The 25,941-nt window shown below is 67.6% G+C and carries 19 protein-coding genes; 7 read left to right on the plus strand and 12 right to left on the minus strand.

The genetic code is table 11. From position 1 onward, the window contains the following. Positions 1–122: 122 nt before the first annotated feature. From ACFZAU_RS41000 to ACFZAU_RS41020, 5 genes are all read right to left on the minus strand, one after another. Positions 123–1,892, minus strand: coding sequence for a tetratricopeptide repeat protein (locus ACFZAU_RS41000; protein ID WP_500556468.1), 1,770 nt, complete (start codon positions 1,890–1,892; stop codon positions 123–125). A gap of 994 nt (positions 1,893–2,886) precedes the next feature. After that, a complete protein-coding gene (locus tag ACFZAU_RS41005) occupies positions 2,887–3,666 on the minus strand; it encodes a TatD family hydrolase (RefSeq protein ID WP_500556469.1) in 780 nt (259 codons plus the stop codon). Further along, positions 3,663–4,796 carry a hypothetical protein gene (locus ACFZAU_RS41010; protein ID WP_500556470.1) on the minus strand — a complete coding sequence of 378 codons (1,134 nt, stop codon included), beginning with the start codon at positions 4,794–4,796 and terminating at the stop codon, positions 3,663–3,665. The genes ACFZAU_RS41005 and ACFZAU_RS41010 overlap by 4 nt, the downstream gene beginning before the upstream one ends. Positions 4,797–4,960: 164 nt before the next feature. Continuing rightward, positions 4,961–5,671 carry a hypothetical protein gene (locus ACFZAU_RS41015; RefSeq protein ID WP_500556471.1) on the minus strand — a complete coding sequence of 237 codons (711 nt, stop codon included), beginning with the start codon at positions 5,669–5,671 and terminating at the stop codon, positions 4,961–4,963. 62 nt (positions 5,672–5,733) lie between these two features. Then, a complete protein-coding gene (locus ACFZAU_RS41020; protein ID WP_500556472.1) occupies positions 5,734–7,635 on the minus strand; it encodes a KAP family P-loop NTPase fold protein in 1,902 nt (633 codons plus the stop codon). Positions 7,636–7,994: 359 nt separating this feature from the next. Between ACFZAU_RS41020 and ACFZAU_RS41025 the strand changes: the two genes are divergently transcribed. Further along, positions 7,995–8,186, plus strand: coding sequence for a hypothetical protein (locus tag ACFZAU_RS41025; protein WP_500556473.1), 192 nt, complete (start codon positions 7,995–7,997; stop codon positions 8,184–8,186). A 104-nt stretch (positions 8,187–8,290) separates the two neighbouring features. Here the strand turns inward: ACFZAU_RS41025 and ACFZAU_RS41030 are convergent, their stop codons facing one another. The 4 genes from ACFZAU_RS41030 to ACFZAU_RS41045 all read right to left on the minus strand — a co-directional run bounded on the left by ACFZAU_RS41030 (position 8,291) and on the right by ACFZAU_RS41045 (position 13,524). Continuing rightward, positions 8,291–9,358 carry an AAA family ATPase gene (locus tag ACFZAU_RS41030; protein WP_500556474.1) on the minus strand — a complete coding sequence of 356 codons (1,068 nt, stop codon included), beginning with the start codon at positions 9,356–9,358 and terminating at the stop codon, positions 8,291–8,293. A 40-nt stretch (positions 9,359–9,398) separates the two neighbouring features. Next, complete coding sequence (locus tag ACFZAU_RS41035) at positions 9,399–11,537, minus strand: transposase (RefSeq protein WP_500556475.1); 2,139 nt, start codon at positions 11,535–11,537, stop codon at positions 9,399–9,401. A gap of 102 nt (positions 11,538–11,639) precedes the next feature. Further along, positions 11,640–12,353 (minus strand): TnsA-like heteromeric transposase endonuclease subunit, encoded by a 714-nt coding sequence (locus ACFZAU_RS41040; protein ID WP_500556476.1) that lies wholly within the window; start codon positions 12,351–12,353, stop codon positions 11,640–11,642. A gap of 157 nt (positions 12,354–12,510) precedes the next feature. After that, entirely contained in the window at positions 12,511–13,524 is a 1,014-nt protein-coding gene (locus ACFZAU_RS41045) for a TniQ family protein (protein ID WP_500556477.1), read from the minus strand. 382 nt (positions 13,525–13,906) lie between these two features. Here ACFZAU_RS41045 and ACFZAU_RS41050 point away from each other — a divergent pair, with 382 nt between their 5' ends. Next, positions 13,907–16,279 carry a helicase associated domain-containing protein gene (locus ACFZAU_RS41050; RefSeq protein ID WP_500556478.1) on the plus strand — a complete coding sequence of 791 codons (2,373 nt, stop codon included), beginning with the start codon at positions 13,907–13,909 and terminating at the stop codon, positions 16,277–16,279. Between the two features lie 49 nt (positions 16,280–16,328). Here the strand turns inward: ACFZAU_RS41050 and ACFZAU_RS41055 are convergent, their stop codons facing one another. Further along, positions 16,329–16,640, minus strand: coding sequence for a hypothetical protein (locus tag ACFZAU_RS41055; protein ID WP_500556479.1), 312 nt, complete (start codon positions 16,638–16,640; stop codon positions 16,329–16,331). A gap of 713 nt (positions 16,641–17,353) precedes the next feature. Continuing rightward, the gene (locus tag ACFZAU_RS41060) at positions 17,354–18,415 is read right to left on the minus strand and encodes a hypothetical protein (RefSeq protein WP_500556480.1); all 1,062 of its coding nucleotides are present in this window, start codon (positions 18,413–18,415) and stop codon (positions 17,354–17,356) included. A 543-nt stretch (positions 18,416–18,958) separates the two neighbouring features. Between ACFZAU_RS41060 and ACFZAU_RS41065 the strand changes: the two genes are divergently transcribed. The 5 genes from ACFZAU_RS41065 (at position 18,959) to ACFZAU_RS41085 (ending at position 23,798) form a co-directional block, all read left to right on the plus strand. Beyond that, on the plus strand, positions 18,959–19,537 hold the full coding sequence (locus tag ACFZAU_RS41065) for a restriction endonuclease (protein WP_500556481.1): 579 nt from the start codon (positions 18,959–18,961) through the stop codon (positions 19,535–19,537). A gap of 718 nt (positions 19,538–20,255) precedes the next feature. Continuing rightward, a complete protein-coding gene (locus ACFZAU_RS41070; RefSeq protein WP_500556482.1) occupies positions 20,256–20,522 on the plus strand; it encodes a helix-turn-helix transcriptional regulator in 267 nt (88 codons plus the stop codon). A gap of 180 nt (positions 20,523–20,702) precedes the next feature. Next, positions 20,703–21,554, plus strand: a complete 852-nt coding sequence (locus tag ACFZAU_RS41075; protein ID WP_500556483.1) for a DUF6083 domain-containing protein — start codon at positions 20,703–20,705, stop codon at positions 21,552–21,554. A gap of 129 nt (positions 21,555–21,683) precedes the next feature. After that, positions 21,684–22,151 (plus strand): DnaB-like helicase N-terminal domain-containing protein, encoded by a 468-nt coding sequence (locus ACFZAU_RS41080; RefSeq protein ID WP_500556484.1) that lies wholly within the window; start codon positions 21,684–21,686, stop codon positions 22,149–22,151. Positions 22,152–22,202: 51 nt separating this feature from the next. Then, a complete protein-coding gene (locus tag ACFZAU_RS41085; protein ID WP_500556486.1) occupies positions 22,203–23,798 on the plus strand; it encodes a UvrD-helicase domain-containing protein in 1,596 nt (531 codons plus the stop codon). A gap of 39 nt (positions 23,799–23,837) precedes the next feature. Here ACFZAU_RS41085 and ACFZAU_RS41090 read toward each other — a convergent pair whose 3' ends face one another. Next, positions 23,838–25,664 (minus strand): outer membrane protein assembly factor BamB family protein, encoded by a 1,827-nt coding sequence (locus ACFZAU_RS41090; protein WP_500556485.1) that lies wholly within the window; start codon positions 25,662–25,664, stop codon positions 23,838–23,840. Between the last annotated feature and the right edge of the window lie 277 nt (positions 25,665–25,941).

Raw genomic sequence — 25,941 nt, forward strand, 5'->3', positions numbered from 1 at the left:
GGCCCTACCCTCATGCCCGGACATCCCGGAGATCACCCGACCGAGTCGCCACACTCGAACCGATGCTCACCATGATCGATAGAGAAACGGCTTCTAAGGCCACACCCTGTTGAGTCACGTTCTCAGCCTTCATCCGCGGGGAAGGGGCTGCGTCGTCCGAGTCTCCAGCGGAGTTTCCTTCGTTCGGCTCGCCAGGTCTGTAGCCGGTCGGATACCGAGACGGTGTCAGCATGGCCTGGTCCGAGCGTCGACTGGTAGTCGACGAGACAACGCTTTAACAGGGTAGTGGCTGTCGACCGATCGCCATGGGTCCAGAGTGTGGTGGCGAGGTCTACGCGGCATGCCAGGGTTGCGGGATGTTCAGGGCCCAGGAGCCGTTCGCGAACGGTGAGGGTGTCCTTCAGCAACGTGAGGGCGTAGGCGTGTTCAGAGGCTTCCGCGGGATCTGCGAGGCTCTCCTGCGCGAGGTTTTTGTCGTTGTACGGGAAGTCGTCCTGCAGGATTGCGTAGGCGTCCTCGTGGCGGCGGGTAAGGAAGAAGCCCCACGCGAGGTCCCGTCGGGCAACGAGTGTCATGAGGTGGGCTCGGCCCAGCAGTCGCTCGCTGATGCTGGTCAGCCGCTGGGCGTAGGCAATCGTTGCGGCGCCAAGCCCCTCCTCGAACAGGCTGCGTACGGCCCATAGCAGAAGGTAGTGGCCGTCGACCTGCCACAGTAGATCTCCTGCACTTCCATCCAGCTTTTCGATGTTCGCGCGCAGCACCGACTTCGTCTCATGGTCAGACCGAGGGACGCGTGTGCAGGCTTCGGTGAGCGCGCCGACGGCTGCCGCCACCACCGCTGGCGTCACGTCGTCGGGAGTGTATTCACATACGGCGCGTGCGGTGAGAGCGTGGATGCGCACGGCGCGGGTGCCGGCTTGTGCCTGATCGGTCAGGAGGCCGTAACGGTGTAGGAGTCGGAGAACTGCTTGGGCCTCGGCGGGACCAGTGGCAGTCCGAACATCGTCTGGCGAGGGTGCAGCGCGGTGGGCCTCGAGATAGCCGGTGACGGCGGAAGTTGACCACAGTGATCGAGGGTGGCCAGCTGGATCCAGCACAGCGGCCAGGCGCAGGGCTGGAACGGCCAAGCCGACGGGCTCGCTTGCTTGGGCGACATCCAGGGAGAGCAGGAGGGCGGAGGCCACCTCTCGTCCGTACCCTTCAGTGTCCGCGTCTCGCGGTAGCAGGTCGTTCAAGTGTGCGGTGCTGTCGTTGAAGCGATGGAGATAGCCCGAGCAGCTGACATCCTCGTTGATCATGTATGCGGCGGCATGTGACATCGCCAGCGGTAGGTAGCCCAGTGCCTTGATCAGTACGGCGGCGTGAGCGTCCAGCAGGTGGGCTGCACGTGCCGAGTGGAGCCGCTCGCGGAGATAGGTTTCCGCTTCTTTCGCGCTGTAGGTAGCCACATCCACCACGGCTCGCCCGCTGCCGGACAAGATGGCTTCATGGCGACGGGTGGTCGCCAGAACTCGACCGCATCCGAAAGCCGAGGACGGTGGCCACCAGGCCTGCATCGCTTCCGGGTCAGTGAGGTCATCGAGGACGACGAGCCACCGCTTCCGGGCAGTCGCCAACCATTGCAGGAACTGCTCGGCGCTGGACTCGGCGCCCTTGCCTGTGGGGTCTTCCCGGGCCGCCCCTACACAGTGTGCAGCCTGCGCATAGCGCGCGATGACGTGATCGATGTCGCTGGCGTCGATCCACACCACCAGGTCGATGCCGTCGGCCAGAGCCTGGTGGGCATAGGCAGCGGCGAGCTGCGTCTTGCCGACGCCTCCGCCCCCGGAAAGGACCTGGGTCAGCACGACGGTGGAATGGCTTGCCCTGACTTGGTCGATCCGGTCGCGCACGGCGGTACGGTCCTGGAATGCGGACGCCAATGCGGGTACGGCGCCCAGCCTGATGGGCCACGTAGGGTCTCGTAGCGGCGGAGTCGAGACCGTCAGCTTGTTCACGTAGCCGCTGATGGCTACCGCCTGCGGGGCCGAGGCGACGGCATCGCCCGACCGATTCACACGCACGACGGGCCCGGGCCGTGTTGAGGCTTGCGGCCCTCGGTAGCCGCTCAGCGCATCGCCTTCAAGCGAAGCATACGGGTCACCGCTCTCGATGGCGCCTGCGGTCGTCGCCGTCTTGCGCCTGTCACCCTGGGAGCCGCGAGATGAAGGCTTCACCCAAGGCCGTTTCATGGATTCTCCCGTCCTCCAGCCACAGCCGTCGTTGGTTTAGTCGGTGTAGTCGATGCCGGTGCCAGCACTGCTTCCTTGTCCCCGAGCTGTCGCCTCACCGCTCTGCTGCACGCGAGCTTCTCCGCCACCACCACCCTGACGACGGCGAATGCCAGTGTGGGCCCTTCCTCCGCCGCTCGCCTCGGCGCGCCCCGTGCTCACCACGACGTCCCGACTCCCAACTGCTGGTGAACCAGTTGGTTGGATCCAGGCCCAGATCAGTGCACACACACCTGTGGCGGTTTGGAGGCTAGCCCCCACCAGCTGTCCGGTATCCGGCCCGTTGAGCAACCAAAACGCCGGCGTAGAGACGATCACTACCACGGCAGTTGCCATCACCGTGATTTGTCGTCTGCGTGACATCTGCGTTCCCCTCTCTTACGACGGCCACATGAACCTCAGCAACATGCGCCTGCATGCACAGATGGAGGACGGCTTGTCCACTCATCGCAGTTCCCATACTCAGCGGTGCTCCATGGACACCGGCGGTGTCAGATGCAGCTCCCATGCTGGACCGTTGCTCTGGTTGAAGACGCTCGCAAGCTCCAAGTGCCGTCTCGCTACAGCCGGGCCTCGGGCAAGGGGAGGGCTTCACAGACCCGAGCGGGGCCCTCGGCTAGCCATTGGCGGGGAGCGCGGCGAGGGTGACACGAACGGGGCGCGGTAGCAGCATGCGCGTCCGCGTCCGACGCACAAGCTCCCCGAGATTGCGCCAGGTCTGCTGTCTGATCTCGCCAGGGCTGAGTCCGTGAAGTGCGGCCAGGCATTGCTCGACGGGGAGGACATGTCCTGGCCGGCGACCCTGTCCGCTGCCAGACCGGTCACCGAAGGGGTGGTCGGTCTCGGGAAGAACGCGGTCGAGGGGAAGCCGTTTCAGCAGGCTGGTTCGGCGCATCATGGCTGCGTTGATGGAGAAGTAGCAGCCGAGTTCGATGGCTCGGTCCGTCTCAGATTCGGTGCCCAGCCACCAGTGGAGTACGGTCCCGTCCACGTGGTGTTCGGCGAGGTGATCAAGGACGGCGGAGGTAGCCGCATAGCTGTGGATGCTCGCGATACGGGGGGTATGCTGCAAGGTTTCCAGAATGCGGGCAAAGGTGACTTGCTGGGTGGCCAGAGGAACCCGTGATTTGCCGTCCAGGCCGATCTCGCTGACGTACGGCGTCCCGGCACACAGTTTCGCGAAGTGCTCCTGGGAAAAATGGGTGTGTGCTTTGGCCAGACCTGGGTGCGTGCCCACCCCCCAGATCGTCCATGGATCGCTACGGGCCAGAGCGGTGTCTGCCTCGCTGAGGGTGCGGGTGGCGGCGAAGACCACAGCCTGAAGCGCGCGAAGATCAGCGGCTGAGATGTCAGTTTCGATGTGGGCGTGCATGTCGATGGACGGCAGGTTGCTCACGGGTACAGGCTCCGCAGATCCTCGAGCCCGCGTGCGCAGAGGTCGCGTGCCTCACGCAGCGAGTAGGTGTGGGGGAGATTGAGGGCTATCAGGTCCCGGTTTCGGATGCCACGACGAATCAGGTTTCGAACGGGCTGCTCGACGCTGTTGCGATTCAACCAGTCCTGCACAGCATCGTCGCCGCTAGGGGCGATGTAGTCAGTGCGATCGGCCACGCCGGCCGCGGTGAACGAGGCGCGGCGCAACACGCATCCGAAGCAGATGCCGCATTGCCGAGCGGGTGGGATGCGGTGCGCGCGCTGACCGGTTAGCCCACAGGAGTGCGAAGAGCTCAGAAAGGCCGAGGCCTCCTTTGCGCCGAGGACGTCGGCCGCATCCCGGAACATCTGCCCCTTGGTGAGCTGGGCGAAGGGATTGTGAATGTCTGCGTGCGCGCCGGCCGCGGACATGGCTGCTGCCAGATCCTGCAGGAATGCCGGGTGGGTGGTGCGGGTTGACAGGCTCCCGAGCCGCTCGAAGCCCAACGGCGGGTTGATGGAGGCGAAGCCGTTCTCCGGGATCCACAAGGGAACGCGATGAATCGAGGCTACGGCCAGGCCCAGGGCGATGAACAGGAAGGATCGGGACCGGGTTGTCGTCTCGGAGGGGTAGGCGGTTCCGTCGATGCGGCGGCTCCCGCGTGCCAGCCGTACGATCCGATGCTGTTGTCCACCATGAGGAGCGAGGCGTTCGACGTCAGCAGCAATGTGCCGCTGGATGGGAGGCAGCATTGTGTTGCTGAAGTGGGACAGCAACACATGGTGCTCACCGTCGCCCAGGAGACGGCGCGACTGCAGGGCGCCCAGCGCTGAGTCGGCGCCGCCGCTGAGCAGAACCACGCGAGTGGGCGGCGCAGGGTTCGTGACCGTTGGAGCAGGGGGCTTGCCCTTCGACTGCGCAGTGAAGGTCAGAGCCCACTTGTCTCCGCTGAGGAATGCCAGAACCTTCTCCAGTGCCTCTGCTGTCGCGGTCCACGGCTCGGGATCGGAGACCGGTATCTCCAGTTCAAAGTGGCGCTGGTTCCAGTTGGATCCACCACCAGCCCGCAGCACGGACCGGTCTGCGGCCAGGACGGTGAGTGCGATGCGCACCAGGTCAATGTTCCGTGGCGGCACAGGCCCCAGTTGGGAGAGGCACGGGTCCACACTGGAGTCGAAGGATGATCGGGTCCGGTCGGTCAACCAGTAGAAGGAGGAGACTGCCTCGGCTGCCGGCACCGCACTGTCGGCTGCGAGCTGAAGTGAAAAGCGCGGCATCAGCTGTCCCCTCCGAAGATGCTCCGGATGACCTCGAGGCCGTCCTCGATGGCGCGGCCCATCTCATCCTCGTTGGCCCCACCGACAGAGAGGTCGGCCTGGTTCGCCATTGCCTCGGCGGCATCACGGATGTCGGACTCTGCCACGTCAGCCATCTCATGCTGGTTGACCAGATCGCCGCTTTCCGACAGGGCGATCGAAGCGATGATGGTGGCGATGGTCTGGCGGACGATCTCCTCCGGAGTTGGGAGCCGCCCTCCGGCGTCTTCGTGCTCCAGAATCCATTCGGTGATGTCAGCAGTGACCATCCGCTGCTCGTGGTCAGGAATGGTGCTGTCAGCCGCGTCGCACGCCATGGTCACGATGCGGCGGGCCACCTCACCGTCATCGCCCAGGCTACGCAGCTCGTTGTAATCGAGCCCAAGGCGCTGCAGCGTTGCTGCGTCACCCGCGCGATAGGCGTAAGCGGCTGCCGCTGCCCGGCCGGCGGTACGCGCCGATGCGGCCGCGCTGCGTTGCAGGCCCCCACCTGATCCTGCGCCACCACTACCGGAGCCGCCCCCGCCGCCTCCCGGCCCATCGCCGCCGCTGCCACCGCCGACGTGGGGGCGGATCATATTGACGATGCTCCGCAGCATCTTCGGGTCAAGACCAGGCTGGTCCGTCCCGCTCGCGGATCCCCCCGCGAGGTGGTCCAGATGCTCGCGCATCACCTCCCGGGCGCGCCTGCCGTCCGTCCCTCCGCTGCCCGAATACGCGCCGCTGGTTCCCATCAGGAGCCGCTTGCCAGGGTGATGGCGCGATCCACGGCTCGCTTGACGCGCCCGTCGGTAAGGGCGTTCGACCAGTGGCTGAGCGCGGCGCGTACCCGAGGCGGGTCACTGGCATGAATCAACAAGGGCGTGGCCGCCGACAGATCTCCCGCGGGCAGCATCAGCAGGGCATCATGGGCGGCCTGCTCAGCTCCTGGACGAAGCTTCGCTATGCGAACGATCGCATTGACCGCGTCCTTCTGCCGGCCTGGCTGATCGCGCATCGTCTGCCCCAGATGCCGCATCAGGTCGGTCGCATCACCGTCCCCGAGGCCGGTCAACTGCTCATCGGTCACACGACTGCGAGCCGCCACACTGCCGGATAGAAGGTTCGCCGCGATCTCCCGAAGCCGTTCGGGCAGGGAGTCATCGATGAGGGTGACGCCAGCGAAGGCCGCGGCCAGTGTGAGGTAGGGCGACAGTTCCAGACCACTGAGCGGAGGCCGCAACTTCGCCCAACGCAGCATGCCTTGAGAGAACTGGCCCGAATGCCGCCGCGGCGCGACGACTGCCCGGCCACGTGAGGAGCCTCTCCGAGGCCCGCCCTGCCTCTCCTCGTCCTCCGGGCCCGCCTCGTTGTCGGTGCTCCCAGTCGCGAGGCGACCCGAAGCTCCGGCCTCTGCCTCATCCTCCAGTTGTTGCAGTTGTTCCGGCAGCTTGCTCTCAGAGAACCAGCCCAGCAGGAGGTCGAATTCAGGCTTCATCAACGCTTCAAGAGTCATGAGCTTGGCGATCACTGCGGTGTCCAGGCCGATGCCCCGACGCTCAGCGATCGCCTGCCGCACACGCAAGTCGTTGAGGAAGCGCTTGATGAACCGCGGGTTGCCGCGGAGCTTCTCGTACAGCAGCGGTGTCAGGCGGGCAGCGAAGGCTTTCTCCTCCGCTAGGTCAAGACCGTCGATGCCGACGAGGTCATCGATAGAGCCGCCGCGCTGCCGGATGCCAGAGCACTGCTCGATCAGCACCTGCAGCTGATCCGCTTCCATGAGCGGCTGGAGCTGCAGCAAGAGAAGGTAGGCCTGCGTGTCAAAGAAGCTGAGCGCGGGCAGCGGGATAGTCGTTTGAACAATCTTGTGCAGGTAGAGAGCAGCCGGGTCTTGTCTCTCGTCCTCGCCATGCTCGAGAGGCCGGCCCGTGTCACGGAACCGAGTACGGATAGCGTCGGCGACCCGATCCTCGTCCGCAGCGATGACAAAGGACATCTTCGGCACCGCCAAGAACAGACGCATCGCTTCGAGCGTTTCGACCACGGTTTCCGGCAGGCAACGGTCCAGATCGTCGACCAAGACCACGACAGCGGTCACATGCTGAAGATCCTCCGAACTGATGAGCTGTGCGAACTCCTCCCGGAACGCTTCGAGTCCGCGGACCTGCGTGGGGTCCTCCTCCTTCGGCTTCACCAGATCGATCAGGCTGTCCACGCTGGGAATTTGCAGTGACATGGACGTCGTGGCAGCCAGCTTCAAGGCCTTCGCCCAGTCGATGCGCTTGCCCAGTCGTACGAGAAGATCCTTGATCTCCTGCGTCCGCGTCTTGGAACGACTGACCTCAGCGGCCAGTGCTGCGAGCGTCTCGGCAATGAAGCTTTCCTTGGCTCCCGTCGCAGGGTCGTAGCGCCAAGGTGCCGTATCGATGACCAAGACCTTCTGCGTCGCTGTCGCACGCCGCTCGAGTTCGGCGGCCACCAGCCTCAGCACCGTGGTCTTGCCACTGCCCCAGCGGCCCGATAGTCCCAGCGCAACCGGGTCCAGCGCCTCGTCCAGCAGTGCGTCCGCCACCGTTTGCGCTACAGCATCGAAGGCCAGCAGGTCGGTCTGCGCGGGATCATCGGCCCACAACGCCCGTGTCTCGGGGAAGCCCACGCATCGCGCCTTTCGCTCCGTTTCGATGCAGGGCTCGCACCGTCACCATGGGTTGCCCGCAACGGACCAGCAAACTGCTCACTTCAGGCACCACGATATCCAATATCGTCACACAAATCGCATAGTTGGCGGCCTGCTCCGTAAGTAGCCGCATGGGTGTGACATCCTGAGACCTGCTCTCGACCGGGACCGCCCGGCTGGTGGCTCACGACTGCCGGAGAGTACGCGACGCATGGCTATCCCACGCCCGTCAGGTCGTGGAGACCCGGCTGACGATTCTAGATCGTCCGCTGGGTGCTGTGCGTTGCGGAATGCCGCCCCGTCAGCGCGGATACTGTCCAGTGCCGACGGGAGTCGCCGTGACGACGATCTATCCGCTTCTCGTGCGGGTGCCGCTACTGCTGTGGGCCCTTCTGGTCGTGGTTACCGCTTACCTACTGCTGATCGCCGTCTTCGCCGTCACCGCGGTGTACTCGGTAAAGCCTGCGCGGCGCCGGGCGGCGGCAGACATGGTCCGAGCTCTGTGGATCGCCGGGCGTGCAAAGGAGTGACCGCGACTTGCGTTCACTGGGGGCACCCTCCTCACGCCTTGGGAAGGCGGATTTCCGGGAGAGGTGTCACGCGACCAGCGGCGTCACCCGCTGGCGACTCAACTTCAGCTTCTGCTGGTGAAGCCGACGTTGATGGATTCGAGGAGTTCCAAGGTGATGGTCTCTTCGCCTGTGTGGATGGCTGTCCGCGCAGCTTGGCACACGAGGTGGGACAGGTAGAGCAGGCGGCCTCCGGTGCGCTGGTGGAGGTATGTGGCGTGGCGGGTGAGGTCTCCTTCGGCGAGGCGGTGCAGGCACAGCTGTTTCTCGAAGCCCTTGACCAGGCGGGGCCAGGTCTCCAGATCGACGCCGTCCCTGTAGGGGATGGGGTCCAATCGGAGGATGGGCAGGGTGTTGCGCTGCGGGTCCTTGGCGTACCGGTTGGCCTTCAGGCGTGCCGCGTGAAAGATCTCGGTGGCACCGGTGCCGCAGTAGATGGTGGCGATGCCGAACTTGTTGCGGAGGTAGTCGCTCAGGGGCAGGAACACGGCGAGCTGGTCGACGGTGATGCGGTGGATGTCGTCGACGAGGAGCATGCGGGTCTTGGCGTGTTCCAGCACGTGCATGACCGGGATGCGCAGGTCGGGGTAGCGCGGCTGCTTGGTTTTCGCCCACTGCAGGGCTTCGTCGAGGGATTTGGGCTCGGGGGCCAGGCCGAGGAACTGCCCGATCTCCCACAGCCAGGCTTGTTCGGTATCCGCGTTGTGCGGGGCGAGGATGTGCACGACCGGGATGCGGTCGCTGTACCGCTTCTCGATTCTCTGCTGGAAGTCGCGGCCGATGGCACGGAGCAGGAACGTCTTGCCTGAGCCGTCCTCTCCGTCCAAGGCCATGCCCAGCAGTCCTTGCGGGCGGGTGATGTTGACCCCGTAGACGCTGGCGGCCTCGAGGATCGCCTGCTCGATGACGGGGATGGTGACCACGCGCAGATGGCCGTTGTAGACCACGCGCGGGTCCATGTCGTCGACCTCGGTTCCCGCCGGCGCGCAGTCGCGCAGGTCGGGACGTTCGATGTCGGTGCGGGCGAAGTAGTTCCAGCCATCCAGGCGCACCATCATCTCGGGGGTCAGGAGACGCGGGGCGAGCACGGCCCTGCGCAGCGCCTCGGGTTGTTGCGTGTCGGTCTCGGGCATCGGCTTCTCCGTTCGAACGCGTCAGGCCAGGAGACGGGGGTCAGGCATTGCGGTCCTCAGGGCCCAGCTCGCCCGCGGGGCCGGACTCCGGATAGCCCCCGGTGGCGGGGGAGGGGACAGTGGGGGAGGCCAGCAGGTAGGTGTCCCTGCCGGGGATCGGCAGGGCCTCGTAGGGCTGGATGGCGACGGGGTCGAAGTCCGGGATGCCGGCGTAAGGGTCTTCGGGTTCCTCGTCGTGGACCTGCAGCGTGAAGCCGCCCTGGAACGGCATCGGCGGCTGCGCCGGGGGCTGCGGCCCGCGCGGGCGGGGCGGGCCGGCTTTGGCGCGCAGCCGGCGGTCCCTCATCGCCAGCGCGATGCCTTCCTCGTCGGATGCCGCGCCGCCCTGCTCGACGTACTGGGCTGTGGCCTCTTCCCAGCAGTACTGGGTCCATGGGTGTTCCAGCAGGGCCTCCTGCACGAACCGGGTCTGGATCCAGTGGCCCTGCTCGCGGTGGTCGTACACCCACACCACGACGGGGTGGTACGGGTCCCAGCGGGCTTCCCAGCGGCCGCCTGCCTCGGTCAGTCCGGAGGACCGGCCCTGCAGGCCGGCCAGCTCGCGGGTGGGGGACTGGTAGGTGCGGTTCTCGACGGTGATGCCCTTGTCGGTGACGGTGACCCACGCCGGGATGAGGAGCTTGCGGTTCTCCTCTGGGGTCATCAGTCGTGGCCGGTAGCCGGTGCCGGCAACCAAAGCGGCGTACATCATGTTGGGGGAGACCACCATGCCCGGCGTATAGGGGTTGCGCAGACCCTTGTGAGGGCGCTGCTGGTACTCCAGCGCGACCCACTCGTAGGCGAGCTGTTGCAACTGGTTCAAGGTCCACAGCGGCTTGCGGTCCAGGCGCTTGCCGCGGTGCTCCAGGCGGCGCGCAGTCCAGCCGACCACGTGCTGGCTGAAGCGGTCGCCGATGGTGCGGAAGTTGCGCTCGGCCAGCGGCTTGTCGGTGGGGCATCCCTTGCGGGCGAGGCGGACGCCGATGCCGAGGAAGTCGCAGGCGCTCTGGAAGTGCTCGCTGAGGTAGGGGCTGCCCTGGTCGATGATGATGGTGCGGGGCCGGATCACCGGGCGGGCCGCGGTGGCTTCGGTGAAGCGGTCGTCGGCGGCGCTCAGCGCCGCATAGGGCAGAGCTGAGCCGGCTGCCGCGGTCAGCGGAGACCATCCCGGGCGGGTCGGCATCGGCGCCAGGGCCTGGGCCAGGGTGAGGACGATGTCGAAGGCGCGGGTGGCGCGGCCGCCGATTCTCTTGCCGACCGGCCCGTCGCCGGGCACGACCGGCACCATCATGACGGCCATGATGGTGCGGGTGGCGACGTCGATCATCATGGTGAGCTCGACGGAGATCATCTTTCCGTCGTCGCCGAGCGCTTTGATCTTCAGGGGGCAGGTGTCGATCTGCACCAGTTGCCCGGGCAGTCTGGCGTGCGAGGGCGTGTACGGTGGCGGCGGCTTACGGACCCGGCTGCTGCGGGTACTGGTCGGTGCCTGCAGCAGATCACTGAGTCCGAGGTCGTCCATCCGCCGGTAGTACGTTGCCCGCGAGAAGCTCAGCCGCTTGCGTTCGGCGGGATCGTCCAGGTCGATGTCGAAGCGCTCTTTGGCCAGGCGGGTGATCTCATCCATGTGACTGTCGATGGTGCTGGTGGACTCATCCGCGTTGGCGTGGGCGACTTCACGCAAAAGGTCCAGCAGCCGCGGATCGGTGCGGCCCGCCGGCAGGCGTGCCCGGGTCTTGCGGCCGTCGACCAGGGCCAGCGGATTGCGGTTGGCACGCAGCCATTTGCGGCGCTTGGCCTCCAGGGCCGTGACGCTGATGGGCTTGCCGCGGGCCGCGAATTCCGCGGCCTTGGCCGCATAGCGTTCGCCGAGTGTGGTGCGGTCGGGGTCGTAGCCGTCCCGCGGTTTCTGGCCCGGCCGCCGCACCCCGGTGTCGATCTCCATCATGTCTTCGTGCAGGCGCAGCAGCTTCTTACGCTGCTTGCGGCTCAGCGTGCCCTGCATGGTTCCCAGCGCTGGCAGCACGCTGGGTTCGGCTGGCGTGTCGTCGGCGGCGAGGATTTGGAAGTCCTGCGAGGAGAGCATCGCCCGGTACAGGGCGTCCACGGGTGCGCCGCCGGCCTCGGGCAGCAGCACCACGACGCCGGTGTCGTTCTTGAACGCGGCAGGTCGCCCCGAGCCATGTCACCCGGTCCCCGAGGCCGACGTCATCACCGGGTGCCTGGCCGGGCAGCGGGCGGCTCATGCCGCCGCCCAGGCGCGAGCGGTGGGAAGCAGCGGGGCATCCCAGTCGATGTGCAGCCGGTGCCACCAGATCAGCCGGTATGCGTGATCCAGCGCCAGCAGCTCGGGGATGCCGCTGGCCCGCGCCCCGTCGATCAGCCGCCTTGGCTCGGCGAAGGCCTGCAGCAGTGCCTGCTCGCAGGCCTCCTCGTCCTTGATGGGATCAGGCACCCGGTACTCGGCCAGCCATTCCAGGTTGTGCCGCCGCACCCCGCGCGGCACCTGCCGCACCTCGACCCGCCAGTCAGCCTCGGCGGCCACCGTATGCAGGAGCACGAGCTTGTCCCGCCACTGATCGTCGGGCTTTTCCGGTTCCACGGCCACCACCAGCCGGTCACCGTCGGTGGTGCGGGCGATGAAGTCCGGTCGCCACCGGCGCCGCCTGTTCTTCGCGGTCTGCCAGCGCAGCTCCACCGGCTCCCCGGAGAACCAGGCTACCGACGGATCCCAGTCCAGCTCGATCGCCACCCGCATCCGCCGCAGCGACCCGCACACCACCTGGGTCCTGGTCGTCGCCGACCACCACCACGTCACCACGCTCTTGCGGCCGTGGTACGCCACCGGGGGCGTCGGCGGCTTGCGCTCCTCCAACGCCACCCCGCGCAGCTCGCCGGGAGCCGACCGCACCAGCAGGCCGCGTTCGTCCAGGTGATGGGCCCATACCGATTCCACTGGCACCTCCGCACGGTCCCCGAATGCCGCGGCATCTTCAGCGTGGCCACACCACCGCCGTAGGCCGGTCCCGGGGCGGTGGCTGTTCACCCAAAGGAGGGAAGCGCCCTTGACGGCTTCCCCGAGGCAATGCTGCGTCTGGTCATGCCCAGCTGACCTACTCCGGTGCTCCCAGGCCCAGTTGCCACGGCAGGCAGGACCGTTCGGCGAGAGATCCGGCCATCCCGGCGCTGCGCTGATGCCCCGGGCCCAGGGTCAGCAGCGGACGGCGCCGGCTGCCACCGGACCGCGGAGCCGGCTGGTGATGCCGGCTCACCCACTCCCGCAGCGGCGACATGGCGCGTGCCCCGTCCAGCCCCCACCGTTCCAGCGCCGAGCCCAGGATCGCCAGGATCGAAGCGCAATCACCGCCTGCTGCCAGGCGCCGCTCGTAATCGACCAGGGCACCGGCGACGAATACCGCCTCCGGATAGAACACCAGCGGCGCAGCCCGCACCTCGAGCGGATCCAGACCCGCTGCGGTGGCGCGCTGGTGCCAGACCGACGTGCCAGGAGCGCCGCTCCACCAGTGCCCGGCAATCTGGTAGGCATCGGCGAACAAGCCCTCAGCCGCTGCCCCGAACCGGCGCCGCCGCATCAGCCGCCGCCGGTGGGCGTCCGTCACCTCCAGCAGCTTGTCCAGCCGCACCAGCCCAGCGGTGTCACCGCGCGCGTCATCGGTCCACCGCCTGTGCCGCACGCAGATGTGCCAGTTGTCCGGGCACATCAGCCACACCGGCTCGCGGGCTCCCCGCGCCGCGGCGCACAGGTCGCAGCCACGGACCAGGTAGCCGTCCGTCGGCTCCCACGGCCAGTGCCAGCGTGCCGGCCCGTCCCCGGGCAGGATCCGCTCCCGCGTCAGACTGGGAAGCGCCCGCTGCAACGCCGCCGCGGGCCGGCCGGCCAGCACCGCCAGGTACTCCAGCCCGGCCTGGTTGACGTACATCTCCGCATACCGCGGGTCGACCGCGGTGCGGCCCTGCCCGACACGGTCCAGCAGCTCGCCCAGCTGAAGACCGTTGCTGTGAGCGAGCCGGTTCACGAACGATCCCGTCGACTCGCCCGGCACATGGCGCACCGGTATCGCCAGCCGGAAATGAGGCCCCCACAACCGCGGCGAATCCAGCATCATCGGAGACCTCCCAGCCGGTCAGGCGAACCCGCTGACAGCACGGGCGTTATTGCCATCGTCGCCACCACAGCCGCCACCGGACACCAGCCCTCACTCCTTCGAGTGAACTCCAGCCGCCCGGCCTGGACATGAACCGCACACCCGGGTCCGCCCGCTCCTGTCAGGAACCGCCCGCACGACCATCCCCACCCGCCCCTCGGGACTCGCGCGCCCTGATCTGCACTGGCCGCCGCCCGCGCCGGTGAAGAACTGCCCCGACCCCGACGCCTCGCGCAAGACCCCGCCACTCCTTCGGGTGAATCCCCGCCCCGGCCCGACGCGCTGCCGCACGCGGCTCCTTCACGCTCGCAAATGGAAGGCAGCAAAGCCGTTCGGAGGAGCCATGGCCACGCTGACCAGGACCGACACCGGCCTGAAAACCGTGCTGCGCGGACACCAGGAACTCGCTGTCGACGCCTGCGTCAGCCACTTCCTCGACGGATCAGACCGCGTCTCGGTCATCATGGCCTGCGGCACCGGAAAGACCCTCGTCGGCCTGAACGCCGTCCACGAAACCGCCCCCCGCGGCCGCGCCCTGGTGGTGATGCCGACCAAGAAACTTCTCGAGCAGACCGCAGCCGCGTGGCGCAAAGAAGGCCGTGGCGGCCTCTACATCGGTGTTTGCGGTCTCGACACGCCCGAGGACCCCGACCTGCGCGGCGTGCTCACCACCACCGGTCAAGCGGGCACCGCCACCGAACAAGCCCGCTTCCTCACCGACCAGATCGCCCAGGCCGACGGACCCGTCAGCGTCTTCAGCACCTACGCATCCCTGAACAAGATCGCCAAAGCGCACCGGGACTTCTTCCTCCCCGACTGGGACATCCTGATCGCCGACGAAGCCCACCGCACCGCAGGCAACGCCGAAAGCCCCTGGGCGATCATCCACGACAACGACGAACTCCCCGCACGTCACCGCCTCTACATGACCGCCACCGAGCGCGTTTTCGACTACCAGGCAGTGGCAGACGGCCGCATCGACATGCCGCTGACCGAGATCGCCTCCATGGACGACCTCAACCTGTACGGACCCGTCGTCTACCGGCTCTCCCTGGCCGACGCGATCGAACAAGGACTCCTGGCCGACTACCGGATCGTTGCCGTCGTCATCCACGACGAAGACCTGCGCAGAGCTCTCAACCGGCATTCGTGCTTCCTGGCCTCCACCGAAGGACTGCGGGTCGCCGCAGCCCAAGTCGCGCTCCTGAACGCGCAGCACACCTACGACCTGCGGCGCACGCTGACCTTCCACACCCGCGTCAGGTCTGCTGAGATCTTTGCCGAGACCCTGCACGAAACCGCCGCCCTGATGCCCCGCCGCCTTCAAGGGCCGCTGCAGGTGGGGACCGTCAACGCCGAACAAAACCGCTTCGACCGCCTGCAGGCCTTCACCCAGTTCGCCTCTGCACCCCTGCACACGCCGGACTCCGCCGCCCCACCGCTGCGCTCTGTGCTGACTAACTGCCGCTGCTGCACCGAAGGCGTCGACATCCCGGCGATCGACTCCATCCTGTTCGCCGACCCCAAGACCAGCTCGGTGGAGATCACCCAGGCCGTCGGCCGCCCCCTGCGGCAGACCCCCGGCGCCGGCAAGGTCTCCACCATCGTCATCCCGGTCTACCTCGCGCCCGGCCAGGACATGGCAGAAGGCACCAAACGCACCGCGTTCCGGCTCCTCCACCAGGTCCTGATCGCCCTGTCGGTCTACGACGAGCACGTCTTCTACCGCGTGGACATCAACCATTGGAAGCCCCCGCCGCCCCGGATCCTGCCACCCTCGGTCGGGCCCGAACGCGCCGACGAAATCATCCCCGTCCTCAGCCTGGAAGCCGAGGAATCACCCAACCGCGTGTGGGAACTCGGCTTCGAAAGCGCCGAACGCTTCCACACCGAGTTCGGCCACCTCGACGTGCCCAGCCGCTACATCGGCCCCGACCGGTTCTGGCTGGGCTGGTGGATCGGCAAACAGCGATCCCTTCGCCTGAACCGCATGCTCCTGCAAGAACGCATCGACACCCTCGACACCCTCCAGATGCGCTGGGAACACCCCCCGCACAGCATCGAACACCGCCTGCTCATCGCCCGCGACTACGCCGCCCGCCACGGCCACCTCCACCCCCTGGCGAAGGAAACCTTCGGCGGCATCCGCCTGGGCCGGTGGCTGGCCGAACGCCGCCGCGAAGCACGCGAACGCACCCTGCCCCACCCCTACCACCGGGCCCTGAACGAAATCGACCCCTGGTGGAACGCCCGCTGGTCCCACGACTGGCAACGCACCTACGTCCAAGCCCTTGCCGCCGCCCGCCGCGGCGACCTGACCCTGGCCGACCTACGGCCCGACCACGAGGACACCGCCCTCGCACGGTGGCTGGAAGAGCAGATCACCGCATTCGACGCCCTCCACCCCGACCAGCAAAACCTGCTCGGCGTCCTGCCCCTCCACCACCCGCTGGCCGTGCTGCTGCGCCGGCCCCGCGGCGCCGCCGAGTACGCCTTCATCCGCGGCCTGCGCGCCGCCCGCGCCTACTGGCGCAGCTACCAGCACCTCAACGTCCCCGCCAACTACGTCGCCGAGAACCGAGGCTCCTTCTTCCGCCTGGGCGAGTGGATCGCCAGCAAACGCCGCCACCCCGAGCACCTCACCCAGGCCCAACTCGACGCCCTCGAGGCCCTGGACATGCGCTGGATTCCCCGCCAGTCATCCGGCCCCCGATAACCTCCCACCCGCCACCGCGGCCGGCGTCTCCCGGAGGCCTGCAGGCGGCCTAATAGTCGACTGGCGTCAGTTGCTTGCCGTCCCAATGCATGGCGTCGCTGTCCACTCCGTCAAGACTGGTGAATGTCGGACCGGAGGCGGTGTCGTAATCACCAGGGCCGACTGCGAGGGACTGAGGGAGACACCAGGCCTGGCTGTTCGCCTGCAGGTCGAGGTCGCATGTGTACTTCGAGGTGACCAGCTCGTCACGCGGATGCTCCGGCCCTTGATAGCGCGCCAGCCAGTAATAGATTTTGACATGTTGAGCTCTTTGCGCTGACACAAGCACATTGATTTCGATCTTCCCGTTGCGTGCTCGCATGCACGGCTTCCACCCATACCCCTTCTGTACGTAGTAGTGGAAGCCCCCACCGCGGCACAGCCATCCGGACGCGCTAGGAGCACCTTGTGCAGGGGAGGCCTGAGCCGGGCCCGCGCCGGGCGTGGTCGTGATCTGCGGAGCCGTGGCTCCATCAGTGATCGGGGTTGCTGGCGGCGGTGACGCAGGCGAGTCCGCGTCTGAGGATTCGATCTGCGCCCATGCGGTGATGCCTGCCGCCAAGATGGTTGCGATCGAGGGCACCGCGATTCCAATGAGCGTCACCTTGTGCCCAGTGCTCAATGCTTGAAACCGCTGCCAGAGCGAAGGCGTCGGCTGCGGCGGAGGGCTGGGCGGCGAAGGGCTGGGCTGCGGATGCGGAGGGCTGGGCGGCGGGGTAGCCATCAATGCGCCTTGTATCTAGGGAAGTTGGGAACCGAGTGAAGCGGAAGATAGCATCCTCACCCAGTTCCGCAGTCGGACTTCCGGCAGCCCAGACACTGCGACCGACTACGGTTGCCCCTACTCAGGCAAGCCGCAACCCGTCCTTGCAGTGGGCAATCGTGGGATCAGCCGCGGACTGCTCCTCGGACTCAGGCTCGACCTCACAAGGCGGAGGGCCGGCCGGCGGCCCACAGTGCGCCGCGCACGGGCTCTAGCCTCTGTGGGACTCGTGAGCCGCGATAGCCGTGGGCCAAGCACCCGCCTGATCCGGTTCAGAACTCGTCATCATCCGGGTCGGTGAGTAGCCCCACCTTCGGCTCGTAGCGCAGCCGAGAATGAAGGAACCCGTTCTTGATCTGCCAGCCAGCACGAAGGACCGACTTGACTGGCGCGAAGACGATGTTTCCCGTCACAGGAACGTCGAGGCCCGATGTCGGCACCATTTCAGGCTCCCCGAACGGGGGCACCATCACTGCGACGCTGTGTCCGAGGTCCCTTCGGTAAACGTGCCAGTCGGCTACCTGCTGGGGCAGCGGCTGCGGGTAGGGCCGGTCCTCGACCGGGACGTCCTCGAGTTCGAGCTGGCGGAGCAGCATCTGCCTAATTGACGGCAGTTCAGCCGGAGCGGCGGGAACGAGGCGCCGCACCGGTCGCCGGGCGACGCCGGCCCGCTTCATCTGCCTGCCCTCGACAGGGGCCGGCGGCAGGGTTTCGGCTTCTTTCAGGATGCCCAGCGCCAGTGCGGCCCAGGTGTACACCAGCGAGTGGGCCTGGGCGTACAGCGGCAATCGTGGATTGTCGGCATGCTCCGGCCACGTGCCGGGAGCGATGTGCGTCTCGTTATGGAAGGTCAGGCCCCCGTGGGTCTGCAGCGTCACTGGTGACGTGTACCCCGCCCGTACGGCACAGGCTGTGTCGGTCCACCAGGACCACCAGCTACCGCCGTCGTAGGCAGGGCCCCACGAGGCGGCACGGACGGGGATCCCTTCCTCGACCCGGGCCGGCGGTTCCTCCCAGACCATCAGCCCCGACGCCGACGGCAGGAGACCGGCGACCTGCATGATGCACGACATGGGCGTGTCCGCGACGACCTGGGCGGCTGGCGCGCTCACATAGAACAGCTGCGCCGTGTGCAGGCGCTCGCTTTCCGCTCGGGCCAGTGCGGCGCTGCGGTCGTGCGGCCGGGGGAGTGTTGCCACCGTCGGCGGCATCAAGAACACCGCCCCTTGTAGCATCGCCTCCGCCCAGTGGGGCGTGGCGTTGCCGCGAAGGAAGTCCATGGTCTGCAGCCACAGGGCGTGCACGTTCCGGATGTCTGTCTGATCAGCGCTCATGGCCGCTGCCTTGTGCTGGGATCTCACGCGGTGAGATCAGCCGTCGTCCCTTTCATCTTCCACCTGTAGTCATGGCTTGGGATGCCGATGTACGAAGCGTGCCTGGCCACGTGGGTTACCGGTCACGCAACAGGCAGATCTGGTCGGGGTGCGGTCTAACGTGATCAGGGCGGCGTCGTTCCCGAGCGAGCATGGCGTGCGGGCGCGGCTGGCCGCCGCCCGTCCGAAGGTGCAGAGTACGGGCCGCGTTTTTCCTCCCGGTCAGGTGGAGCCATCGCCTATGTCCCCGTCGACTCCGTCGCCGCCAACGGACCTGCCTGTGCGGGGGAATGTGGGGGACGCCAAGACCTACACCGCCGCTCCCGCGAAGCCGCGCACCCTCCGTGATGGCATCACAAAGGGCAGGCGGCACTGGCGGAACTCACTGCCGCCTGGGGCAAGCAGACCGCGGTCTGTGCAGTTCGGTCTGGGGTAGGCCGGGACCGGAATGGGGATGGATGTGGGGCGTGGGGTCAGCCCGCGTTGGGGAAGGGGGGACGAGCCATGGCCGTGGTCTGGGTGGTGGTGGCGTTAGCTGCTGTGGGCGCAGTAGTTGTGGTGGCAGGGCTGGTGCGGGCAGGTCGCCGGGAGGCAGCTGCAGAACGGATCCGGCTGGCCGAGCAGGCCCGGATACAGGCCGTTCAGTCACTGGACGCGGTCTGGCGAATGAACGATCAGGAATTCGAGGAGTACGTGGCCACACTGTGCCGCCGAGACGGCTGCACCGAAGTCCGCCGCGTGGGCGGCGCCGGCGACCTGGGCGCCGACGTGATCGGTCACCTGCCGGACGGTCGGAAACTGGTGATCCAGTGCAAGCGCTACGCCCGACACCGTTCCGTCGGCAGCCGGGACATTCAGACGTTCAACGGTACGGCCCGCGCGGAGCATGCGGCCGACGCTCCGGTCTTCGTCGCCTCCTGCAAGTACACAGAACCCGCACGCAAGTTCGCCGCCAAGCAGCAGTTGACGCTTATCGACATCGATCTACTCGGCTTCTGGAACAGCGGTACGCCATTGACCTCGTTCCTTGATCTGGACATCCGCCGGTCCGGCACCAACCGGAAGCTTCATCCAGAACACTGAGCCTGCCAGGTCGGACAGGCCAGCAGCGCGACGAGGGGAGCGGCGTGCCGGGGACCTCAGGGCGCACCGTCGTGCCAGCACAACTCGGCCTCGATGGGATCCTCGGATCCGAGTACGAGCGGCGGGTCCCCCGCGCTGGCGGCCTTCTCTGCGGCCGTTCTGGCGGAGTCGCGGGGTTCGGGGACTGTGGCGGCGTGGTCAGTGGCGGCGGTGCAGGCGTGGCAGGCGTCCGTGAGGCGCCAGATGCGGCCGCCTGCGCCGCGTGTCAGGAGTAGGGCGATCGGCCCGGTGCAGCCGCGGTGGCGTGGGTGCCAGCGACAGCCGCGCTCGCCGCACCGGCAGGTTCGCAGGTGGACGGGGAGTGGTTCGGCACGGGCGTGAAGGGCCAGGTGGTTCACGACGACGGCTCGCGTCGCTGCAGGCCCGCGGGTGACCGGGATGCGGCCGCAGTGCGGGCAGATCAGGGCCATCCCGCCAGGGCTGGGACGGACCTCGAGTGTCCAGGTACGCATCACCGGGCGGGGGAGTGCGCCGTGCCCCATCGAAAGCTGTCCTCCCTGCTGAATGACGAGTGTTCGGCCGGCGCCCCGAGGCTGGGGAGTGCCGGTGGCGGCACACGGTAGTGCAGACCTCTGCCCTGGCGCTCTGTGTCTGACGAGGGCAAATAGGGCAGAGGTCTGCACTGACAGGGCAGGGTTCTGCACCGTGCGATAGAGCGGTGACGATCACTCCGCCGCCCGACCCCAACCTCGACGCGCTCCGCCAGGAGCTGTCACGACTGCGGGCCGAACGCGGCTGGACCTACGACGAACTCGCTGCCCGAACCGGCCTGTCACGCCGCACACTGATCGAGATCGAACAGGGCCGCACCATCGGCACCCTGGCCACCTGGCACGCCCTCGCCCACGCCCTGGGCGCCCCGCTCGACCAGCTCTTCGGCACCCTCTGCGCCGGCCACGAACCCCCTGCCCGGCCTGCTCCCTGACCGCTCCGCGAAAGCCTCGAGGGCCCAGTTTCCGGGAGGCGTGACGCCACCCGAAACGGCGACCAGCACCGAACGTGCACACGAGGAAGCGAACTCCAGCACGACTGATGCGGCCATGACGGTGACCTGAGCGGCCTGGTCGGCCCCGTTGCAGTGTGTCGGCCGTCATCGTCTGCGGTCATGCGCTCGACCAACAACCCCTTCGCTGACGACGGCTGTGCCTGGGACGGCAGCCGCAAGAACTACCGGCGCCGCCGGTCGCTGCGTATCGACGCGGACAGTCCCAGTCGGCTGCTGCGGTCCGCGCAGGTCGGCCGGTGCGACCTCTGCGGGAATCCCGTGGAGTGGTACCAGCGCCCCGGCAGCACTCCTGTCCCGCTCCACCCCGACGAGCTGCCCGCCAGCACCGTCCCCGCGGGGGAGCGCTGGCACGTCTCCTCCGGCGCTGCACACGCCGGTCACGACGGGAGCGCCTGGTGCCGGGTGCGGCATCACGCCGTGTGCCCGGCCGGCCTGGCGGGCAACCGCAGCCCGCTGCTCGCGGAGACGCGCCGGGCACTGGGTCTGACCTCGCGCCGACTTCAGGACGCTGGCTTGTTCACGCCCCGTCCTGAGAAGGAGCCGGACCCCGCGCCGCTCTGCCTGCCGGGTCGGACGGTGGTGTGCCTGCTCTACACCCGCTACCTCGCCCCCAGGTCTCTCGAGCACCTTCAGTGCGTGGCCGACACCCGCACTCGCCGCCGCTGCCCTTTGGCGGTCCAGGACCCAGGTGCCCTGCCAGGTACGTGGAGCCTGGAGCCAGCGGATCCGCTGCTTAGTCCCGGCGGCGGCCGCCTGCCGATCGCGCAGGAGCTGATGGCGGTCTACGACCTGACCGGACTGCCGTATGCCGAGCAACTGCGCTGGTACAAGCAGCGCTGCTCCACGCACGCTGGCATTGACGAGGCCGCGGATCACGCGCGCACCGAATGGGAGCTCTTCGACCCGGTGCGCCACCGCCTGTACATCCGCGATCGGCTCCCCGATCCCTAACCCGTGCACAGGCAGGAACCGCCGCCTCCACCTGATGGCGCGGCTACCGGCATCCCGCGGCGGTCGACGCTGCCGCTCCGGCAGCCTCATAGCTGTTGAGTCCGTTCTCTGCCCATCTGTGAGGTGCCCATGTCCGAAACCTTGATCGGCACTCCCGACCCTGATCAGCCGCCATCCGAGCCTGTTCTTCGTGACGAGCACGCCGAGCGCACGGTCCTGGCAGCCGTGCTCCACCACCCGCAGCTCGCCCCGTACTTGTTGGCGGTCCTGCGACCGACGCATTTCAGCAGCCCGGCCTGCCGGGAGGTCTTCCTTGCCGCAACCGCGGTCCACCGCCACAAGAAGCCCTGCACCCCGGCAGCTGTCACGGCCGAGCTCGAGCGCCACCAGCAAGCCGGCGCCGACCACTCTGGCGACGAGGCGAGGAAGGGCCTCGTCCACGACCTTGCTCGTGCCGCGGCCCCGGTGGAGCCGGTGGCGGTGCACTACGCGGCGATCGTCCGAGACCTGGCCGACCTGCGCCGCCACGCGGCTGCGCTCTCCGAGGGTTTGCCGCCTGTGCCTATGCGCGGCTTCCTCACCGACGTCGACACCTGACCACCCCCGCGCACCTGTTGCGCCCTCACAGATCGATGAAGCTCAACGATGCTGCAGCCCACCGACGAACAGATCGCGGCCGCCGACGCCTTCGCCACCGGGGACCACCTGGTCATCCAGGCCGGTGCCGGCACCGGAAAGACCACCACCCTCACCCAGCTCGCCACCAGTACCTCACGCCCGGGCCTGTATGTCGCGTTCAACCGGTCCATCGCCCAGGACGCCGCCGGCCGCTTCCCCGGGACGGTGCTGTGCAAGACCGCGCACTCCCTGGCCTTCGCCGCGATCGGTCACCGCTACCAGGCCCGGCTGAACGGACCCCGCCTGCCGGGCCGGCACACCGCCGACGCTTTGGGTATCACCAAGCCCATGCGGATCGGCGACCGAACCGTGTGGCCGGCCACGCTGACCTCCACGGCCCAGCGCACCGTGACCCGCTTTTGCCACTCCGCCGACCCCGTCATCGACCGCCACCACGTGCCCCCGCTACGCGGCCTGGACACCGAAGACCTGCACGCCGAACTCGCCCGCCGCATCGTGCCCTACGCCCGCGCCGCCTGGGCGGACCTGCAGCACCCCGACACCGGCGCGGTCCGCTTCGAACACGACCATTACCTGAAACTGTGGGCCTTGTCCGACCCGAAACTGCGCACCGACTTCGTGCTCCTGGACGAGGCCCAGGACACCAACCCCGTCCTGGAACAGGTCCTGCTCAACCAGCGCGGCCACGCCCAGTTGGTCATGGTCGGCGACTCGGCGCAGGCCATCTACGGCTGGCGCGGCGCCAAGGACGTCATGACCGGCTTCGACGGCACCGCCCTGTCGCTGACCCAGTCCTTCCGGTTCGGCCCCCTGCTGGCGCTGGAGGCCAACCGGTGGCTGGCGATCGCCGACGCCCCGATCCGCCTGGTAGGCAGCCAGGCGATCCCCACCGAGGTCGGAAAAGTGACCCAGCCGGACGCGGTGCTATGCCGCAGCAACATCGGCGCCATGGCCCAAATTTTCCGCTTCCTCGCCAATGGCCGCAGGGTCGCGCTGGCCGGTGGAGGAGAGAGCCTGCGCGCTCTGGCACTGGCGTCACGCGACCTGAAAGACGGACGCCGCGCCTCCCACCCCGAGCTGGTGCTGTTCACCTCCTGGGGCCAGCTGCAGGACTACGCCGAACACGACCCCGCCGGCAGTGACCTGCAGCCCCTGGTCGACCTCGTCGACCACCACGGCACCGACGCCATCCTCGACGCGGTCAACCGCCTCGTCCACGAACAGGACGCGCAGGTCACGGTCTCCACCGCACACAAAGCCAAGGGCCGCGAATGGCCCCAGGTCGAGATCGCCGACGACTTCCACCCGCCCAAGGACAGCGACGAGACCGACGAGCACGGCAACCCGCTACCCGGTCCGATCGACGAAGCCGACGCCCGCCTCGCCTACGTCGCCGTCACCCGCACACGTACCCGCCTCGACCTCGGTGGCCTGACCTGGATCCACGACCACCCCGACGGAAACTCCGAGCCGTCCGGAACGCGATCAACGGAGATCGGCGGTCTGTGCACCGTTGGGGCCTGTCCAGCCAACGGTGGCCCTGAACAGCCGGGTATTGGGGGTGCGGTGGCTGGGGAGTCCCAGCAGGTGTACTCCAGCCGGTAGCGGCCCACCAGCCGTGAGATGGCGAACCACCAGAGAGATCTATGTGTTATCGCTGGCTCCGGTGGCGGCGTCCAGGGCGTACACCTTGCCGTCCCAGCTACTGATGTAGACGAGGCCGTGGGCGACTGCGGGCAAGCCACGCACCGCGTCTGTGGTTTGCTGGGTCCAGCGTGGGATGCCGGTGGCGGCGTCCAGGGCGTAGACCTTGCCGTCGTTACTGCCGATGTAGACGGTGCCGTGCTTCACGGCAGGTGAGCTCTCCACTGCGCCGCCGGTTTGGTGGGTCCAGCGGGGGGTGCCGGTGGCGGCGTCCAGGGCGTGGACCTTGCCGTCGTTACTGCCGATGAAAACCAGACCGTGGGCCACTGCTGGCGAGGAGTACACATTGTCGTCAGCTTGGTAGGTCCAGCGGGGGGTGCCGGTGGTGGCGTCCAGGGCGTGGACTGTGCCGTCCCAACTGCCTGTGTAGGCAGTACCGTGGGCCACCACAGTCTTGGAGTACACCTTGTCAGCCGTTTGATAGGTCCAGCGAAGGGCCCCAGTAGCGGCGTCCAGGGCGTAGACCTTGCCGCCCTCATCTCCGATGTAGACGGCGTCGTGGTACACCGGCAGCGATGAGAGATTCAGCCAGTCGTCGGTCTCGTAAGTCCAGTGCACTGTGCCCGTGGCGGCGTCCAGGGCATGGACTTCCCGGTCGGCACTGACGATGTGGACAGCGTCGAAGGCCGCTACCGGCGATGGGATCGTCGGGCGGCGGAGGTCCTGGGTCCAGCAGAGAGCACCGCTGACGGCGTCCAGGGCGCGGGCCGTAGAGGCCCAGGTGCCGATGTAGACGGTCTCGCCGGCTACTGACAGCGGGCGCGTGGCTTTCAACTGAGAGCTCCATCGGGTGGCGCCGGTCACCGCGTCCAGAGCGTAGACCATGTCGTCGGAGCCTTCGATGTAGACGATGTCGCGGACCGCTACTGGCGAGCGGGACACCTTCCCGTCGTCGGCAGTGAACGTCCAGGGACGAGGAGTGCGGTCGGTGCCGGGCAACACACCACTGCGGCAGGCTTTGACGATCGCGTGGAGCCGGTCACGAACGACGGCAGCGGTGGCGGGGCGCTCGTCGGGGTCCTTAGCGAGGAGGTCGGTGACTAGACGATTCAGGCTTGCGGGTATCCCGGAGCGGCTGCTGGCGACAGGCTCGGGCACGGTGTTCAGGTGCGCGAGCATGATGGCCGCAGGCTCTGCGCCGTGGAAGGGGGTACGGCCGGTGAGGAGCTCGTAGAGCAGGCAGCCCAGGGAGTACAGATCGCCCCGGCCGTCGCCGACCTTGCCGCGCAGGCGCTCGGGTGGCATGTAGGACGGGGTGCCGATGATTCGGCTGGCCTGGGTGAGGCCGGAGGTGTATCGGGCGATACCAAAGTCAAGAATCTTGATGGTGCCGGTGGTAGTGAGCATGAGGTTGGCGGGCTTGAGGTCGCGGTGGACGATCCCGGCGGTGTGGGCGGCGTGCAGGGCATCAGCCACTTGGACGACCCAGCTGGCGGCATCTGCGACCGGGGGCGGTCCGTCTTGGCGTAGGACGGTGGCCAGGTCGCGGCCGGCTAGCAGCTCCATGATGAGGTAAAGGGAGCCGTTATCGGTGTCCTGGCCGAAGTCGTGAATGGTAACGGCGCCGGGGTGGTTGAGACGGCCCGCGGTGCGGGCCTCGCGGAGGAACCGCCGGGCATCTTCCGGGTTGCTGTGGCCGGGAAGCATCTTCTTCAAGGCCACCGGGCGATCCATCAACAGGTCGCGGGCTGCCCACACCTCACCCATTCCACCCGCGCCCAGCCGGTGCTCCAGCTCGTATCGGTTCGCCAGAACCTGACCCGTCACTTGCCCATGCTCCTTTGACCACATGCCCTGGGTGCGAACTGTGACCGGGCGCTGCCACAATCCCCGGATTGTAGGCTGCGCACCGTTGCGCCTTGCTCTAGACCCAGCCCGTTGGCCCGCCAATCCGCCGACCCGTATCGCCGTAGGTGGCGGACCGAATTCTGCTTGTCTGCGGTCGCACCGCTAGAGCCTGTCGTCAAACGTCAGGCCCACATCAGCAGTGATGCGAGGGTGACGGCGGCCTGGAACGACTGGGCGGTCTTGTCGTAGCGGGTGG

This window comes from Streptomyces sp. NPDC008238, assembly GCF_042956445.1.
In the GTDB taxonomy this organism is placed as follows: domain Bacteria; phylum Actinomycetota; class Actinomycetes; order Streptomycetales; family Streptomycetaceae; genus Actinacidiphila.